Source organism: Paenarthrobacter sp. 10L420 (assembly GCF_056395385.1).
Map to the genome: position 1 here is coordinate 283,230 of NZ_JBFTJK010000006.1, position 16,885 is coordinate 300,114.

Sequence of the window (16,885 nt, forward strand, 5' to 3'; positions counted from 1 at the left end):
GCTTCGGTCAACCGAGGAAGGTCCGGACCGCGGCAAGATCGCTGCGGGAGAGCCCCTTACGCGGATCCGGTGAGATGCAAAGCACACGGTCCTGGTGGTATTCGGCCCAGGAACGGGCGTCTGACTCCTGGCCAAGTTGGTCGTCCAGCCATACGAAGCGCTCAGCCCCAATCGCGGCCAGGTCCTTCTGGAGCGCGCCGAGTTTCCACCATTCCGGGCTTTGGTCCCAGCCCTGGCTGGAGAGGACAGGCCAGTCCTCGCCCTTCAATCCAATGGCAGGGCAGAGGAACTCCGGGGCAAGGCGTTCCCAGGTGGTAAGCCAAACAAAACGGGCGAGGGGATGCTGCGAGATCTCGTTCAGTTCGGCCACTGCCTCCGGCGCGAACGCGACGTCAAGGATGCCGGCGTCGGCGATTTTCCACTCGCCGCCCCAATCAGTGACGCCTTGGGGTCCGAACGGGTTCACCACGCCGTCGACGTCCAAATATATGGACACCGGCATGTTGGAGGCCATGGCCGTCCTCCCTTCCCCCAGGTTCCGGTGTATCAAGCCCAGCGTACGGTACGGCGGAGAACTTCAGGGGAAGAACATACAAACCAAATCATTCTCTTGACGTTCGTCATGGAAGTGATAATCTCGAAGGTATGGAAAAGCCCCCAGTCCATTCCCCCCAAAGTGTCCGCCACATTGAAGACTCTGTCCGCACCGATTTCCGGCATGCGATGTCCTATGGCGGCTACCTGGACCTGGACCACCTGCTCAGCTCCCAGCATCCGCTCAGCCAGCCGGAGCACCACGACGAACTGCTGTTCATCATCCAGCACCAGACCAGCGAGCTTTGGCTCAAGCTGGTCCTTCATGAGCTGCTGGAAGCCCGCAGGCTCTTTGACCTTGACAATCTTGGCAAGGCACTCAAGTGCATCGCCCGCGTCAAGGCCATCCAGCGCACCATGACCGAACAGTGGTCGGTCCTGGGTACGCTCACGCCTCGCGAGTATGCTCAGTTCCGCGGCTTCCTGGGCAGTTCCTCGGGCTTCCAGTCGTACCAATACCGTGGCGTTGAATTCCTGCTGGGCAACAAGAACCGTGGAATGCTGAGGGTCTTCGAAAGCGACCCCGATGCACATGCCCTGCTCAGCAGGCTGCTGGAAGAGCCCACGCTGTATGACGCCTTCCTGGCGGTGCTCGCCCGCGCCGGATATGACATTCCGGCAGACATCCTTGAACGGGACACCAGCGAGCCCTGGACCTTCCGCAAGGATCTGGTCCCCGTCTTCCAGAAGATCTACGAATCGGACGATACCCAATGGGGGCTGTACGAGGCCTGTGAAGACCTCGTGGACATCGAAGACAACTTCCAGGCCTGGCGGTTCCGCCACCTGCGTACGGTCCAGCGGACCATCGGGTTCAAGGTGGGCACCGGCGGCTCCTCAGGTGTCGACTTCCTCAAGCGCGCCCTTGATCTCACCTTCTTCCCCGAGCTGTACGCCGTCCGTACTGAGATCGGCAACTAAGCAAATACCCGGCCCACCACTCCCCAGGAGGGAACCATGACTACCGCTCAGCAGACCCAATGGCCAACGTCGGCCGAGCTGGACGCCGAAGATCCGCTCGCCGCCCAGCGTGAGGCCTTCTACACGCCTGACGCCGGGCAGCTCACCTCTTATCTGGACGGCAACTCACTCGGACGCCCGTTGAAGGTAACTGCTGCCAGCCTGCAGTCGTTTGTGCAAGACGCCTGGGGCAGCCGCCTGATCCGCGGCTGGGACGAACAATGGATGGATGAGCCTACTCGCGTGGGCGACCGCATTGGCGAAGTGGCGCTTGGTGCGGCGCCGGGGCAGGTCACTGTGGGCGACTCGACGTCGGTCATGCTCTACAAGCTGATTCGGGCAGCCGTAGATGCCCAGCCAGGGCGTGACGAGATCATCATTGACCGCGACAACTTCCCCACGGACCGCTTCATCATCGAAGGGATCGCCAAAGAACGTGGGGCAAGCATCAAATGGATCGCGGCCAACCCCTCCAGCGGTGTCCGTGCCGCGGATCTCGACGGGCTCCTGGGCGAGCGGACCGCCGTCGTGGTTCTTAGCCATGTGGCTTACCGCTCGGGGTTCCTTGCAGACGCGAAGGCAATCACCGGCAAAGTACATGCTGCCGGTGCCCTCATGCTCTGGGACCTGTGCCATTCCGTAGGTTCCGTGCCGTTGGAACTTGATGCTTGGGACGTTGACCTGGCCGTCGGCTGCACCTACAAGTACCTCAACGGTGGTCCGGGCTCCCCCGCGTTCGCATATGTCAACGCCTCACGGCAGGACGTGCTCCAGCAGCCAATTTGGGGCTGGATGGGGGCGGACAATCCGTTTGGCATGACGGATTCCTACCGCCCCGCAGAGGGAATCCGCCGGTTCATCACGGGTACTCCTCCGGTTCTTGCCATGCAGCCAATCAAGGACATGGTGGAACTGATCGCCTCCGTGGGCATGGATGCGGTCCGGGAGAAGTCCGTCAAACTAACGGAGTACGCGATTGCCCTCGCCGAAGAACTCCTGGTGCCACTTGGCGTGGAAATCGTGAGCCCCCGCGATGCTGCCGAGCGTGGCTCGCACATCACGGTGGACCACCCGCTCTTTGCCGACGTCACAGCCAAACTGTGGGAGCAGGGCGTCATCCCTGACTTCCGTCCCCCGCATGGTCTGCGCATCGGCCTGTCTCCCTTGAGCACGAGCTACGCCGAGGTTGAGCTGGGAGTGACCGCTATCCGCGACGCCCTCGCCGAACTGCTGTGAGTGCCGTCCTTGACGATATGGACTCCCGTCCCGGGAGTACCACATCGTTGCTGCGAACAGTCATCGGCTTGTACTTGCGGGAAGCCGGCGGATGGATGTCGGCCAAGGACATCGTCGTCCTCATGGAGGCCCTGGGCACATCCGGGACAGTGACCCGGACGGCCCTGGGCCGCCTCCGGAAGAAGGACGTGGTGCTGCAGGAGACACGCGACGGGATACCCGGATTCACCCTGACCGAGGGAGCGGCCACCATGCTGGCCCGCGGCGACCGCCGCATTTACAACCCCATCAGCATGTCACCGTCCGATCCATGGTGCCTGGTGTCCTTTTCGATTCCGGAGACCGAGCGGGAGAAGCGCCATCAGTTGCGGCGAAGGCTCCACTGGATTGGGTGCGGGACTGTGGCCGCCGGCTTGTGGATTTGCCCGGATACCCTTCGCGGCGAGGTGGAGGAAATCCTTGCCGACCTCGGACTCCGAGGGATGGCAACCCTCTTCGTCACGCAAACCCCACTGGTGGGCGGCACCCTCCAGGACGCTGCGTCAGCTTGGTGGGATTTGGATTCGGTGGCGGAGCTGCACAAGGATTTCATCCGGGAGCACGGCGCCGCGGTGCCTGAACCGGACAGCGACGGGATCGAAGCGACCCAGGGGGCCTTTGCCAGGTACGTCCAATGCATCGACCGCTGGCGGATCATCCCGTACCTCGACCCCGGGCTGCCCGGCACATTCCTGCCTGAAGACTGGCCCGGGGCCGAAGGCACTGCGTTGTTCAAACGGATTGTGGAGGCCTACGCGGAACCAAGCGCGGAGTTCGTGCGCCGCACCTTGGAGGGAAGCGCGATGGTTACTGTTTCCTAGCGGCCACCCCAAGCCAGTACGGCGAGCCGAGCTCGTCAATGGGCGTTCTTGCCGTTTCGCGGGAGAAGAAAGCTGCCACTGCTGCGATGAGCATGCAGAGGACCGCGAAGCCCGCGACAGGTAGCCAGCCGTCGTGGCCCTTACCCAGGAGGAGTCCGGCGATCAACGGTCCAAATCCAGCGACCACCAAACCAAGCTGGTTTCCCAAAGCCATGCCGGAATAACGGACCGGTGAGGCGAACAGCTCGGCGAAGTAGGCTGGCCAGATGCCGTTGAAGCAGGAATAGAGCAGCGTCATGTTGGCAAATGCTGCAGCAAAGACCAGCATGATGTTGCCGGTGGACAACGCGGCGAAATAGGCGAAGATCGTGACCGAGCAGCCGAGGGCAGCCGTCAGGAGAAGCGGCCTGCGCCCCACTCTGTCAGAGAGCTTCGCAGCCAAAGGCATCACGAACATCGACAATCCAATAGCTACGGCGTTCACCGTCAGGATCGATGCTTTGTCAAAGCCCGCCGATCCTGTGGCGTAGGAGAGGCCAAACACCGTGAATATGGTTTGCATGACGGACATGATGGACATGCCCACTACCCTGATCACGTCCCCGGACTGGAAGCGCAGGACCTCGCGGATCGGCATCGGTGCTACCGCTTGGCGGTCCTTTGCTTCCTCGAATACCGGCGTCTCGTCCAAATGTGTGCGCACCCAGTAGGCGATGGCCAGGACCACGATGGACAACCAGAATGGAATGCGCCAACCCCAGCTCATGAGTGCTTCAGTGGGCAACGCAGCTATTGGGATGAACACGAGCGTTGCGAGGACCATTCCGGAGGCGTAGCCGGTCATCACAAAACTGGTGAAGAAGCCACGGCGGCCCTCCGGGGAGTGTTCCAAGGTCAGGGTAGAGGCGCCCGCTGATTCCCCACCGGCCGAGAAGCCTTGTGCCAGCCGACCAATCACCAGCAGGATTGGCGCCCAAATGCCGATCTGGCTGTAGTTGGGCAGGAAACCGATGCCCAGGGACGCGGTGCCCATCACCCCCAGGGTGATGAGCAGGACCTTCTTCCGGCCCAGCTTGTCGCCGAAGTGTCCCATGACCATGCCGCCTACCGGGCGGGCAACATACGCGACTCCAAAGGTAGCGAATGCCCCGATGAGTCCCATTGCAGGGTCCTCGGACGGAAAGAACAACGGGCCGAAAACCAGGGCGGCAGCCGAACCGTAGATGAAGAAGTCGTAGTACTCCAGGGTGCTTCCCAGAAAAGAGGCGAGTGCGGCTTTTCGTGGGGTCTTACGCAGCGCTTGGGGCTGCCGGGTGGTGCTTAACATAGCGATTCTCCTTTGAATGGCAGATCGGGCTTACAACTGAAAATCAACGGCGATGATCTGCTCGCTGTTGGGGAACGAGTACTTCTTCAGAGGCTCATGCAAGGGGTGGGTGTTGTAGACCTCGATGTCTTCAACGGCGTTGAAATCGGCCACAATGGCGTAGTCGAAGGAACGCCCGTGCTGGAGGATGTCCGGGCCGTGGGTGAGTGTCAATAGCCCAGGAACATTGCCGGCCATCCGGTCAAGGCCTTCGATCCAGGTGGCTTTGTCCAGCGCTGGGAAGTCAGGTTTGAACTTGAACAAGACCGTATGGCGGATCATGAGGCTACCTCGGCCGGGAGACCTTCATATTCTGCCGTTTGGTTCGCAAGAGTCCTGCCCGCCAGGTATCCCATGGTCATGATGGGGCCCAGGGTTGCGCCCGCTCCGGGGTAGCCGGCAGCGTAAGCATTTTCCGTGGTGTTTCCGGCAGCGAACAGCCCGGAGATGGGTTGCCCGTCCACGTCCAGAACCCGGGCGAGACCGTCAGTGGCTACGCCTCCGTTGCTGCCGAAGGCACCGTTGACTACCTCCATGGCGTAGAACGGACCAGTTTGCAAAGGCCCCAAGGAGGGGTTGGGCCACGGGCAGTCGTCGTCGCCCCAGTACTTGTCGTAGGCGCTTTCGCCACGACCGAAGTCAGGGTCTTCGCCTTTGACTGCGAATTCGTTGAAGCGTTGGACCGTGGCTGCCAGATTCTCCGCAGGGACGCCGATCTTTCCGGCCAGTTCCACCAGCGTGGGAGCCTCGATCAGGTAGTCCGGCGTCGGCTGGCCCGCCCGGTGCGCCAGCACACCGTACCGCTCCAGGTAACTGTGATCGAACACCACGTGTGCAGGGGTGTTCAACGTCTGGTTGTTGGGCGAATCCCAGGACTGCAAGCATCGGGCGAGGTCGTTGTAGTTTTGGGCCTCGTTGGCGAACCGTCGCCCGTGGCGGTTCACCATGAGCGAGCCTGGCCCCTGCCGTTCGAACCGGAGCAGTGTGCCAATGGGTGCGCCATCCCGGGTATCCCCCGTGATGGACATGGGAGCCCACCACGCCTCCCGGGTCCCGCGGGTTTGTGCCCCGATCCGCTGGGCCATCCTGAGTCCGTCTCCCGTATTCGAAGGGGGCGAGCACATGATGTACAAGCGCGATGCCAGGAGCGAGTCCGCCAAGGCCTTGTCCCATTCGAAACCGCCGGTGGCCAGGACAACGCCGTCATTAGCGTGGAAAGCCTCACCCGACTCGAGCCTGACGCCCACTACCCTGCCGTCGTCGTGCAACAGTCGATCACCGCGGGCACCGACCACCAACGAGGCACCGTCGCGGACCAAGCTGGCCAGCAACATCGCGATGAGGGCCTGGCCCTTGGCCACGAGGCCGTCCTCTTGCCGCTGGCTGAGCTTCTCCCAAGGAAATTTGGTGAAAGCACCCCACGTTTCGTATTCCTGCATGGTGAAAGGTGCCCGGCCGTCGGAGCGGACATGCTCTGCCAGCCCGCCAAGTGCTTCACGGATGTTGAAGAGCTCAGGTTCAACTGTCCTGCCGCCTGTGACGGATCCGGGGAGATCCTGACGATAGTCCGGAAAGTTCTCCAGGAAGATGAAACGTAGTCCGCACTCGTCCTCGGTGAACCGGAGCATCGCGTCCCCGTGGTTCAACGCGGCATCCAGCAGTTCTTCCCTGCCTCGGCCCCGCGCGACGGCCCGGACGTAGCGGGCGGCGTCGTTCTTGGAATCGCTGAGCCCGGCCGCACGGGCATGGTGGTTGTCAGCCACCCACAGCATGCCGCCGGACACTGCGGACGTACCGCCCAACAGTTGGGTCTTTTCAAGCACGACGACGGACTTGCCGGCGCGTGCGGCAGTCGCGGCTGCGGTCAAAGCGCCTGCGCCGGAACCAACCACTACGACGTCATAGGTATCGGAACGTGTGCCGTTCAGGAATTTCATGATCATGCCTCTCTGAAAAACGGTGGTGCGTGAACGTCAGACAGCTGTATAGCCGCCGTCGATGACAAGCTCAGAGCCGGTGGTGAAACGGGATTCATCGGAGGCGAGATAGAGGACTCCGTAGGCAATTTCGTCCGGTTCGCCCTGGCGCGGTAGCGGGTTTCCGCCCACGAGCTGCTTGTAGTAGGCCTCGGGGCCGATATCGGACTGCTCAGCCGAGCGTTGGCTCATCCTGGTGTTCATGGAACCCGGGTGGATGGAGTTCACCCGGATACCGTGAATGCCGTAGGCTGCCGCATCGGACTTGCTCAGGAGCCGGACAGCACCTTTGGTGGCGTGATAAAGCGGGACATTGCGTCCACCGGTGATTCCGTGGATGGAGGAGAAGTTGATGATGCTTCCCGACTTCTTGTGGATCATCCCCGGGACGACATACTTGGTCATCAGCCATACGCCTTTGACATTGACGTCAAAAATGACGTTGAAATCTTCAAGGGTTGCAGTGTGGCTGGCTCCCGCTGGTCCGATGATGCCGGCAGCGTTGACCAGGACGTCCGGAGTGCCGAGGTCTGTGTTTACTTGCCGGACAGCCTCCGCGACGCTCGATTCATCGGTGACATCGACGTCGTACTCCTCAACTCCCCGGTGCCCGGGCCCGCTGCCCGTTCCTGCCCGGTCCAGGCTGGCGACCACTGCCCCGTGGTCCGCCAGCAAACGGGCTGTTGCGCTGCCCAGGTCACCCCTGCCGCCCGTGACCACGGCTACCTTGCCGGCCACGCGGCGTGCCGTCCCTTCTGGAACTGAATGCGCTGCAGTCTCCATGAACAACTCCTCCTGCCGCGGGATTGCGGCTGCTCAACCATCGATTCGACGCAGGGCAGCACGGAATAGCCCGTTGGGGCTGAAAATTGTGGTTGCCGGGCGAGCTGCCCTGCTTGAACTCCACTCTTCCAGCGACCTGTGAGTGGGAACACAACGTTACCGATGAACGGGAATCAGATATTGCCGTTGCTCTGCCGCAAGGTTCGTTTTAGTTCGCCGCGCCACCCTAAAGCACGTGAGATGCCGCGGGCCGCTGTCATCAACACAGGCACGCGGATGGCGGCATTTTCTTCATTCCGCGGTACAACGACGCTAAGGGCTGCCACCACTGTATTGGAGCGGTCAAAGACGGGGACGGCGATGCCACTGGACTCCGGGACGATGATACCGGGCATGGACGCGAAGCCCCGTTGGCGGATGCTTGCCAGATGGCGGCGCAGTTCAGCCGGATCGGTGAGCGTCGCATCCGTGAACTTTTCCAATGGCCGTGACAGGAAGAGGTCCTGGTATGCCGCCGGAGAATGGGCCAACAAGACCAGGCCGGAGGAAGTCCCGTGCACCGGAAGGCGCCCTGCGACCTTCGTGATATCCACCATGGAATCCCTGGAGCCGATCCGCTCGATGTACAGGACTTCATCCGAATCCAGTATTCCCAGAGTTGTTGAATGCTGCACCACCGACTGGACGTCCTCCATGAACGGCAGCGCAGCTTCACGAAGGCCGACCATCCGTGAACTTCTGGAAACGAGTTCCCAGAGCCGCGTACCTATGCGAACCTCGCTGTTGGTTTCCCTTTCCAGCAGCCCCTCCGCGAGCAGTTCATCGACCAAACGATACGTGGTGGTGACGGGGAGCCCGGACCGGCGGGCAAGACCTGCCACACTCATGGTCCGGTGTCCGTCGTCGAAAGCTCCCACCAAGCGAACGACGCGGCGGATGACGGATTCGCCCGATTGCGAGTTGGCCATTTCAGGAGCCGGACTTCACGCGTGAGACGAACCGGAAGCGGTCGCCGCGAAAAGTGCTGCGCGTCCACTCGACGGGGACGCCTGCAGCGTCCCGTGCCAGGCGGTGGACCACCAGCAACGGCGCCCCCATTTCAATCCCGAGGAGCCGGACGTCCTCGGGCCCGGCAAGTGCTGTTTCCACGGTGTCCTCAACGTCGGAGATGTGGATGCCGTACATGTCGGCCAGGGCTGTATAGAGCGAACCGGCCTTCTCGAGGTTTGCCTTGAACCGCGGCAGCTTGCCTGGGAGGTAGGCGATCTCGTGGGCCAGCGGTTCGCCGTCGATTAACCGGATTCGCTCAAGCCGGGTGACAACAGCGCCGTCGTCGAGCCCCATGTGCGCCGCGACGTCGATGTCCGCCTTTGCTGTTGCAAGGGACAGAAGCTGCGAGTCGGGCCGAAGGCCTTGGTTCTTCGCGTCGTCGGAGAAGGAGGTGAGCTGCCGCACGTGGGTGATCTTTGGCGGCGCCACAAAGGTGCCGTGCCCTTGGATGCGGCCCAGTTTCCCTTCTGCAACCAGCTCGCTAATGGCCTGCCGAACGGTGGTGCGGGAAGTCTTGTACTTCTCAGCCAGCGCCCGCTCCGTTGGAATGAGCGTGCCCGGCTGCTCTCCGGCGATCGAGGCAAGCAGCTCGGTCTTGAGGAGGTAGTACTTGGGCATTGCCGGCGTGGCATTGGAGGACATATTGGACATCCTACTTGTAGACAACGTCATTGGTCTATGCCAATCTTGTGCACGTTGGTCTAAACCAATTGCAGAGAAACTCCGAAAGCGATAGGTGCCAATGTCCTGGTGGCAGCCTTCTTCCTGACCATGCTCCAGCGATTGGGTGGTGCAGGTACCTTCGCAGTGTTCGGTGTTCTGGCTATTCTCGGCTTTATGTTTGTCCGCAAGTTCGCTCCCGAGACGAAGGGCCGCCCCTTGGAGGAAATACAGCAGTACTGGGAAAACGGTGGGAAGTGGCCGGAGCCTGTGGCAGCCGGCCAGGTCCCTCCACAGGAAAACACCGAACTGGCGGTTGCCCGGTGACGCCGGCGGTGTTGGGCCTTCATATCGGAGGTTCCAAGACGCATGCTGTCCGTTCGGATGTGCACTCGGACTCGGACTCGAGCCAGGGCGCGCAGGCAAGCGAGGCACCTCTGGAGATCACCGAGGCGAGCGCCAACCTGTCCTCAGTGGGGCATCAGGGAGCCGATGCCGTGCTGCGGCGGATCGCGGTTGCCGTCGGTGACGGTGTCGAGGCGGTTTGCGCAGGCGCCGCGGGGGCTGATACTCCTGCCAGCAGGGCAGTCCTGAGTGCTTTACTTACAGGGTATTTTCCCGGCGCCAGGATTGAGGTGGTCCATGACACCCGCATCATCCTCGCCGCAGCAGACCTCGACGCCGGAGCGGTCCTGGTCGCAGGCACCGGCTCGGTAGCTTGGGGCCGGAACCGGGAAGGACGGGAAGCGCGCAGCGGCGGCTACGGCTACTTGCTCGGCGATGAAGGCGGAGGATACTCCGTGGTGCGTGACGCGGTCCGGGAGGCCCTGCGGGAGTATTACGCGGGGCTGGAACCCGGCACCATGGTCAGCGCACTCTTGGCTGCGACGGCGAGCGCGGACGCGCTGCAGCTCATGGATCTGTTCTATGCCAAGCCCGAGCCGGACCATTGGGCGGGCCTTGCCCCGCTGGTCCTGGACCTTGCAGTTGAGGGTGATCCTGCTGCGTTGCGGATTCAAGCCGAAGCGGCACATTCTCTGGCCACGTTGGCGAGGCAAGTACTGGGCGAGCTCGGATTGGACCTGCCGTTGGTGATGGCTGGCGGCCTTCTGGTCAATCAACAGCAGTTGGCGGGCGCTGTTGCCCGCAAGGTTGCCGTGGAGGATCCGTCGCTGATCAGGATCCAGAGCCAGGCGCCGGTGCACGGGGCCGTAAAGCTCGCACGGCAGCTGATCCAGCCCTGACTCCCAGAGATTTTGCCCCTTCGAGCAACAGACAGGAACCATGACGATCACTCCTACCTCCCCAGACGTCTCGAACCATACTCCCGGCCTGAAGATGGCCCATGAGATCGGCGAGCAGCCCCGGGTTCTTGCCGGACTCCTGGACTCGGGTCGCCACCAGTTCGTGGCGATGGCGGACATCATCAAGAAGGCGAGCCCTCGGTTTGTCCTGCTGGCCGCCCGCGGCACGAGTGACCATGCGGCTTTGTACGCGAAGTACCTCATTGAAATCAGCTTGGGGCTGCCGGTTGGCCTCGCGTCGCCGTCGACCCTCACCGCCTATGGCGCCAAGCCCCAACTGGAGGGCGTGCTGTGGTTGGCGGTTAGCCAGTCCGGCGGCTCACCGGACCTGGTGGAGTCGACGGCGGCAGCTCGCCGCCTGGGCGCCCTCACTGTTGCGGTGACAAACTCGCCGGAGTCCGCGCTGGCTGGGGCGGCGGAGCATCACCTGGATATTCGGGCGGGCAGCGAAACTGCAGTTGCTGCTACCAAGAGCTACACGGCGCAGCTTCTGGCCCTGTGGTTGTTGGTTGATGCGTGGCGTGATGGGACGTTCGCCGACGCCGCGGGTCTTCCAGAGTGGGCCGCTTCGGTCCTTGCCGACGACACGGTGCTGGAGGTCGCTGGTGGTTACCGCTTTGCTGACCGGATCATCACTACCGGTCGTGGCTATTCCTACCCGACGGCGAGGGAGGGTGCCTTGAAGCTCATGGAGACCTCGTATCTTCCTGCCCAGGCATTCTCTGGCGCGGACCTCCTGCACGGCCCGTTCGCGATGATCGACTCCCAGCACCCGGTGATTGCCGTTGTGCCAGAGGGAATCGGAGGTGCGGCGATGCGCCCGGTCCTGGACAGACTTGCGGACCGGGGGGCGCACGTGTGCGTGGTGGGCGATCCCGCTGCCGCCCTTCCAGGCAGTTTGGTGCTTCCTTTGCCTGCGGGCGTTCCCGAGGAGCTTTCTCCTATCCTGCAGATCCTGCCCCTCCAGCGACTGGCGTTGCAGTTGTCGGTGGAGCGCGGCAATGATCCGGATGCGCCGCGGGGCCTGCTGAAGGTCACCGAAACCTGGTAGACGCAGCAACCTGGTGCGCACCGGTGCGTGGCTGGATGTGCACGCCGCATCCAGCCCAGCGGACCGATGATCCGTTCAGGTAACGGGAGTAGTCTGGATTCATGCCTCTCACGTGTGGTGGTCGGTAGCAATGGCGCGGGCCAGGCAGCGGTGGTTGCCAGCTCTCCTGATTCCCCTTGCATTGGCACTGGCGGCGCTTATTGGCTCCGTCCAGGCCGGCGCAACTGTCTCCCTGCCGCCTAAAACGGCCGACGAGATCCTGGCGATGATAGCCCGTACCGAGGTGCGGGCGTTATCCGGCACTGTGGTGCAAACTGCGGAGTTGGGGCTGCCTGAAGTTCCCACGGCTGGCCCGGGAATCGTGCCCGGAGCCACGTCGGCACTTGAGCTGCTCACGGGCTCGCACACAGCGCGGGTCTATCTGGACGGGCCCTTCAAGGCCAGGCTGCAGATCCTGGACCGGATGGCCGAACGTGACTTTGTGGTCAATGGCGGCGATGCCTGGTTCTACAACTCCGCGGACAACAGCGCAACGCACTTGAGCGTCCCTGTGCCGTCAAAGGCTGAGCGGAGAGGATCCGGGCCAAGCGAAACAGCCCGTCCTGACATTCCCACTCCGGAGGCGATGGCCAGTCACTTCTTGTCAGCCATTGATTCCAGCACCAAAGTAACGGTGGGAGATGCGTCCACGGTGGCGGGTCGCAGCGCGTACCGGCTGAGCCTGGTGCCGCGCAGTGACGGAACCTTGGTTGCTTCGGTGTCGATCGACGTCGACTCCGAAACCGGTTTGCCGCTGGGCGTCGAGGTCCGCGCGAAGGGCCAGCCGGAGCCGGCGTACTCCCTTGCCTATACCGAAATAAACCTCACCGCTCCAGACGCGGCTTTGTTCAATTTCACTCCTCCTGCCGGTGCCACTGTCACGGAGAAGCCGGTGCCGCCTGCGATGGAAGGTCCTGCTGCCCCGGCACCGGATGCTCCCGTCCCAAGCCCCAATGAGCCAGCTACCACTGAGCCGGCTCCGACCCCGGATGCTGTTGTTCCAACTCCTGAGGGATCAGCCACTCCGATGCTCCCCCACCCCAGCCCTTCAGTGACCGGTGAAGGGTGGGACACCGTGATCGGCTTGCCCGCTGGAACGGCGCCCGCGGAACTCACCTCGAACCCGCTACTCGCCCAGGCCCTGCAACCCGTGAGTGGCGGACGAGCCTTGACTACCTCCTTGGTGAGCGTCCTCATTCTCGACGACGGCCGCGTGTTTGCGGGATTGGTGCCGTTGGACCGGCTGGAATCAGCCGCGACGGCACCATGATCGGCACCCCATGATCGGCAGCCTGTGACGGAGATCCGTGAAACTGCTCCCGGCGCTCAATCGATTGACCTTGCCATAGAAACCCATGGCCTGGTGAAGCGCTTTGGGCACCGTTCCGCGGTGGATGGCATTGACCTTGCGGTCCCCCGTGGTGCGGTGTTCGGTTTCCTGGGGCCCAACGGTTCGGGAAAGACCACCACCATCCGGGTCTTGCTGGGGCTCGCTTCAGCGAACAGCGGTGAAATACGGGTTCTGGGCAGGGAGATGCCGCAGCAATTGGCCTCGGTGTTGCCCGAGGTCGGCGCGCTGGTGGAGGGCCCGGGCTTCTACCCGTTTCTTTCCGGAGCGGCCAATCTGCTGCGGTTGGACTCCGCTGATCGCCATGCATCCTCTTCCACCCGACGCCAGCGCGTCGACGAAGCGTTGGACCGCGTAGGCCTCAGCCATGCAGCGGGGAAGAAGGTACGTGCCTACTCACTGGGCATGAAACAGCGCCTCGGGCTGGCCAACGCCATGCTCCGGCCGCGGGAACTGCTGGTGCTCGACGAACCAACCAACGGGCTGGACCCCCAAGGTACCCGGGAGGTGCGAAGCCTGGTGCGCTCCCTTGCCGCCGGCGGGACCACCGTCTTCGTTTCCAGCCACCTCCTGGCCGAGGTGGAACAGATGTGCACCCATGTGGGCGTGATGAGTGCCGGACGGCTGGTAGCCCAAGGACCGCTGGATGAGCTGCGCTCTGTAGGGCAAGCGCACGTCCTGGTGCGAACGCCCGACGTCGAACGTGCTGCCCGTGTTCTGGCCCGGTTGGGTCTGGTACCCGGCGAAGCGCCTGGCCGCGAGGTGGTCCAGGGAAACGGGCTGGACGGCGTTAAGCCTGAAGAGATCGTTGCCGCATTGGTGGCCGATGGCGTCAGGGTCAGGGGCTTCACTGTGGAGAACGCAAGCCTGGAGGAGCGCTTCGTGTCCTTGACCGGAGAGGGGTTCGACGTTGTCGGCTGAAACTGGTGACACTCTTGAAACTGCTGGGACCGCTGAAACTGCTGGAGCGACTCCTACTACTGGTACAACTGCTACTTCCAATGACAATGCTGTCCATCCCGGGATGGGGTGGGCGCTGCTTGGCTCGGAGCTATCCGTGCTGTTCCGTCGTCTCCGGACCTGGGCAATGCTGGTGGCCCTCGCCGCCGTTCCGATCCTGATTGCCCTTGCCGTCAAGCTCTCGTCCCGGCCAGCGACACCCGGTCGCGGGCCATTATTCTTGGATCGCATCACCCAGAATGGCCTCTTTGTTGCTGTGACAGCCCTGGTGGTTTGTGTCCCGCTGTTCCTCCCCCTCACCATCGGAGTGGTGGCAGGAGACACCATCGCCGGAGAGGCCAACCTTGGAACGTTGCGCTATCTGCTCCTGGCACCGGCGGGGCGTATCCGCCTGCTCTTGATCAAGTACGCCGGTGCCGTCGCTTTCTGCTGTGCCGCAACGGCCACCGTCGCAGCGGCAGGTGCTCTGGCCGGCGTCGTGTTCTTCCCTATCGGTCCCGTGACGCTACTTTCAGGGGACACGATCGGGGTAGGCGAGTCTGTATTGCGATCCTTGCTGATTGCTGCCTACATCACCGTCTCGCTCCTGGGATTGTCTGCGATTGGGCTGCTCATTTCGACCTTCACGGATGTCCCCGTAGGGGCGATGGCGGCGACCATCGTCCTCTCGGTGGTATCGCAGGTCCTGGATAACCTGCCACAACTCGATTGGCTGCATCCCTGGCTGTTCAGCCACCACTGGCTGGGCTTCGCCGACCTCCTCCGGCAACCGATCTCCTGGACATCGTTTGGCGAGAACGCGCTGCTCCAAGCCGGTTATATCGCCGTCTGCGGCGCGCTGGCCTACGGGAAGTTCTCCACCAAAGACATCCTGTCCTAGCTTTGACGTAGGCTCTCTGCATGGCCAGATTCTTTGACGTGCACCCTGAAGATCCCCAACCACGCGCCATCGGCCAAGTGGTTAATATGCTCCAAAGCGGCGGGCTGATCGCCTACCCCACCGACTCCTGCTACGCACTGGGTGCCCAGATCGGCAACAGGGAAGCCTTGGATCGTATCCGGACTATCCGGCAGTTGGACGATAAACACCACTTCACTCTGGTCTGCAAGGATTTCGCCCAAATGGGGCAGTTCGTGATGATCGATAACGATGTCTTCCGCAGCATCAAGGCCGTCACCCCAGGCAGCTACACCTTCATCCTTCCGGCCACGCGCGAGGTTCCCAAGCGCCTGCTCCACCCGAAAAAGAAGACAGTGGGAGTACGCATCCCGGATCATAAAGTGGTTCAGGCGCTCTTGGCGGAGCTCGGTGAACCCTTGCTTTCCAGCACGCTCCTGCTGCCCGACCAGGAAGAGCCCCTCACTCAGGGCTGGGAAATCAAGGAGCGGCTGGACAACGAAGTGGACGCCGTGATCGATTCCGGCGATACAGGTTCGGAGCCCACCACGGTGATCGATTTCTCCAGCGGCACGGCAGAAGTAGTTCGGCGCGGAACGGGCGATCCTTCACGGTTCGAATAGGGTCCCAGCGGGGGCGAACCGCGATCAGCGGAACTGGAAACGGCAACTCGCGTTCAAAGCGACCTGGGCGAGTCCTGTCAGTTCCAAAGCGATGGCCGAAGGTTGCGTAGACAGGGGCGACGGCGGGTAGGCCAAGGAAATGGTGAGCTGACGGTTCCCATCAGCACTGCTGATGGAGATGGTGGCATAGCCAGGTACGTCACCTGAGTGGCCGTAATAGAAGCCGTTGGTACACCTGTCCTTCCAGTGGTCCAGGCCCAATCCGTAATCGGCGAAAACCGAACCCTTCATCTCCACCAGGCTCTCTGGTAAGAGCAGCCGCCCCTTGAGCAACGCTGCGTAGAAGGCGTTAATGTCGGTAACACTCGCGATCAAGCCGTCGGAAGCCGGGCCGCCTTGCTGCACGGTACGCGTGACGTCCACTGTTTCACCCCCCACCACTGCATAACCATGGACCAGGGTGTTTGAAAGGGGGCCCTCGTCCAACAGCATGGTTGAGTGCAGATTCAAGGGATCCAGGATTTCCGTCCGCAGGACCGCGCCCAGTGGAGCGCCCCGGAGCCGCTCCACCAAAAAGCCGAGGACTGCATAATCCGAAAGTCCGCTGGCATAGGGAGTCCCTGCCGTGTGGCCCAGCAATTGCCGGACTGTCACAGACTCCGGCTCTGCCGGCAGGAGGACGTCGATCCCCGGCAGATATTTGGCGATCGAATCCTCAAGTACCAGCCGGCCTTCTTCGACCAGCTTCAACACGGAAACGGCCACCATCGTCCGTGTAAGCCCGCCCACCCGGATCGGATCGTCCGCCTGCACAGGAGCACCTCCGTGAAGGCTCCTGACACCCGCCGCGTGCCTCCACACTTGTTGGTCGGCCCTGGCCTCTATCAGCACCGCGGGGGCACCGTTCTGGAGCATCTCCCGGCTGAAGAGTTCCAATGCTGCCTGCAGCTCGGCAAAGGCGGGTGTTGTTGGTGGTGAGGGTGATGCCGTCGTGGACTGTGCCCTCCCGGATGGCGGCGTGGGCACTGTGGGAGGGACCGACGTCGAGCTTGTCACGGGTGGCGGCGGAAGCGGGTTGGGCTGCGGTTCGCCCGTGCAGCCAGCGAGGAACAGTCCGCACGCAAGCGCTGCGGTCACAATTCCCGTGCGTGAACCTGGATGCATGCTTGCTCCTGCG

At 62.6% G+C, this 16,885-nt stretch carries 18 protein-coding genes; 10 read left to right on the forward strand and 8 right to left on the reverse strand.

Going from position 1 to position 16,885, the window contains the following annotated elements; translation table 11 throughout:
• Positions 1-7 precede the first annotated feature (7 nt).
• Positions 8-514, reverse strand: coding sequence for an HAD domain-containing protein (locus AC1DD5_RS12150; RefSeq protein ID WP_477521566.1), 507 nt, complete (start codon positions 512-514; stop codon positions 8-10).
• A gap of 131 nt (positions 515-645) precedes the next feature.
• Between AC1DD5_RS12150 and kynA the strand changes: the two genes are divergently transcribed.
• Genes kynA through AC1DD5_RS12165 form a run of 3 tightly spaced genes read left to right on the forward strand, consistent with a single transcriptional unit; the run spans position 646 to position 3,650 of the window.
• Entirely contained in the window at positions 646-1,515 is an 870-nt protein-coding gene (gene kynA / locus AC1DD5_RS12155; protein ID WP_477521567.1) for a tryptophan 2,3-dioxygenase, read from the forward strand.
• A gap of 36 nt (positions 1,516-1,551) precedes the next feature.
• Positions 1,552-2,790 carry a kynureninase gene (gene kynU, locus AC1DD5_RS12160; RefSeq protein ID WP_477521568.1) on the forward strand — a complete coding sequence of 413 codons (1,239 nt, stop codon included), beginning with the start codon at positions 1,552-1,554 and terminating at the stop codon, positions 2,788-2,790.
• On the forward strand, positions 2,787-3,650 hold the full coding sequence (locus tag AC1DD5_RS12165) for a PaaX family transcriptional regulator (RefSeq protein WP_477521569.1): 864 nt from the start codon (positions 2,787-2,789) through the stop codon (positions 3,648-3,650). The genes kynU and AC1DD5_RS12165 overlap by 4 nt, the downstream gene beginning before the upstream one ends.
• On the opposite strand, the gene AC1DD5_RS12170 is transcribed toward AC1DD5_RS12165, so the two are convergent.
• The 6 genes from AC1DD5_RS12170 to AC1DD5_RS12195 all read right to left on the reverse strand — a co-directional run bounded on the left by AC1DD5_RS12170 (position 3,637) and on the right by AC1DD5_RS12195 (position 9,476).
• The gene (locus AC1DD5_RS12170) at positions 3,637-4,977 is read right to left on the reverse strand and encodes an MFS transporter (RefSeq protein ID WP_477521570.1); all 1,341 of its coding nucleotides are present in this window, start codon (positions 4,975-4,977) and stop codon (positions 3,637-3,639) included. The genes AC1DD5_RS12165 and AC1DD5_RS12170 overlap by 14 nt on opposite strands.
• Before the next feature lie 30 nt (positions 4,978-5,007).
• Positions 5,008-5,298: a Dabb family protein gene (locus tag AC1DD5_RS12175; protein WP_477521571.1), complete on the reverse strand. Its 291-nt coding sequence runs from the start codon at positions 5,296-5,298 to the stop codon at positions 5,008-5,010.
• Positions 5,295-6,953 (reverse strand): 4-oxocyclohexanecarboxylate 2-dehydrogenase, encoded by a 1,659-nt coding sequence (chcC1, locus tag AC1DD5_RS12180; RefSeq protein ID WP_477521572.1) that lies wholly within the window; start codon positions 6,951-6,953, stop codon positions 5,295-5,297. The genes AC1DD5_RS12175 and chcC1 overlap by 4 nt, the downstream gene beginning before the upstream one ends.
• 36 nt (positions 6,954-6,989) lie before the next feature.
• Positions 6,990-7,775, reverse strand: coding sequence for an SDR family NAD(P)-dependent oxidoreductase (locus AC1DD5_RS12185; protein ID WP_477521573.1), 786 nt, complete (start codon positions 7,773-7,775; stop codon positions 6,990-6,992).
• Positions 7,776-7,948: 173 nt separating this feature from the next.
• Positions 7,949-8,743: an IclR family transcriptional regulator gene (locus AC1DD5_RS12190; protein ID WP_477521574.1), complete on the reverse strand. Its 795-nt coding sequence runs from the start codon at positions 8,741-8,743 to the stop codon at positions 7,949-7,951.
• A 1-nt stretch (position 8,744) separates the two neighbouring features.
• Entirely contained in the window at positions 8,745-9,476 is a 732-nt protein-coding gene (locus AC1DD5_RS12195; protein WP_477521575.1) for a GntR family transcriptional regulator, read from the reverse strand.
• Between the two features lie 99 nt (positions 9,477-9,575).
• Here AC1DD5_RS12195 and AC1DD5_RS12200 point away from each other — a divergent pair, with 99 nt between their 5' ends.
• The 7 genes from AC1DD5_RS12200 to AC1DD5_RS12230 all read left to right on the forward strand — a co-directional run bounded on the left by AC1DD5_RS12200 (position 9,576) and on the right by AC1DD5_RS12230 (position 15,708).
• Entirely contained in the window at positions 9,576-9,812 is a 237-nt protein-coding gene (locus AC1DD5_RS12200; protein ID WP_477521576.1) for an MFS transporter, read from the forward strand.
• A complete protein-coding gene (locus AC1DD5_RS12205; RefSeq protein ID WP_477521577.1) occupies positions 9,809-10,729 on the forward strand; it encodes an N-acetylglucosamine kinase in 921 nt (306 codons plus the stop codon). The genes AC1DD5_RS12200 and AC1DD5_RS12205 overlap by 4 nt, the downstream gene beginning before the upstream one ends.
• A 40-nt stretch (positions 10,730-10,769) precedes the next feature.
• Positions 10,770-11,840 (forward strand): SIS domain-containing protein, encoded by a 1,071-nt coding sequence (locus AC1DD5_RS12210; RefSeq protein WP_477521578.1) that lies wholly within the window; start codon positions 10,770-10,772, stop codon positions 11,838-11,840.
• 154 nt (positions 11,841-11,994) lie between these two features.
• Positions 11,995-13,149 (forward strand): LolA family protein, encoded by a 1,155-nt coding sequence (locus tag AC1DD5_RS12215; protein ID WP_477521579.1) that lies wholly within the window; start codon positions 11,995-11,997, stop codon positions 13,147-13,149.
• 24 nt (positions 13,150-13,173) lie between these two features.
• Positions 13,174-14,148, forward strand: coding sequence for an ABC transporter ATP-binding protein (locus AC1DD5_RS12220; RefSeq protein WP_477521580.1), 975 nt, complete (start codon positions 13,174-13,176; stop codon positions 14,146-14,148).
• A gap of 103 nt (positions 14,149-14,251) precedes the next feature.
• The gene (locus tag AC1DD5_RS12225; protein WP_477521597.1) at positions 14,252-15,067 is read left to right on the forward strand and encodes an ABC transporter permease; all 816 of its coding nucleotides are present in this window, start codon (positions 14,252-14,254) and stop codon (positions 15,065-15,067) included.
• Between the two features lie 20 nt (positions 15,068-15,087).
• Positions 15,088-15,708, forward strand: coding sequence for an L-threonylcarbamoyladenylate synthase (locus AC1DD5_RS12230; RefSeq protein WP_216925826.1), 621 nt, complete (start codon positions 15,088-15,090; stop codon positions 15,706-15,708).
• A 24-nt stretch (positions 15,709-15,732) separates the two neighbouring features.
• On the opposite strand, the gene AC1DD5_RS12235 is transcribed toward AC1DD5_RS12230, so the two are convergent.
• On the reverse strand, positions 15,733-16,872 hold the full coding sequence (locus AC1DD5_RS12235; protein WP_477521581.1) for a serine hydrolase domain-containing protein: 1,140 nt from the start codon (positions 16,870-16,872) through the stop codon (positions 15,733-15,735).
• Positions 16,873-16,885: the final 13 nt, after the last annotated feature.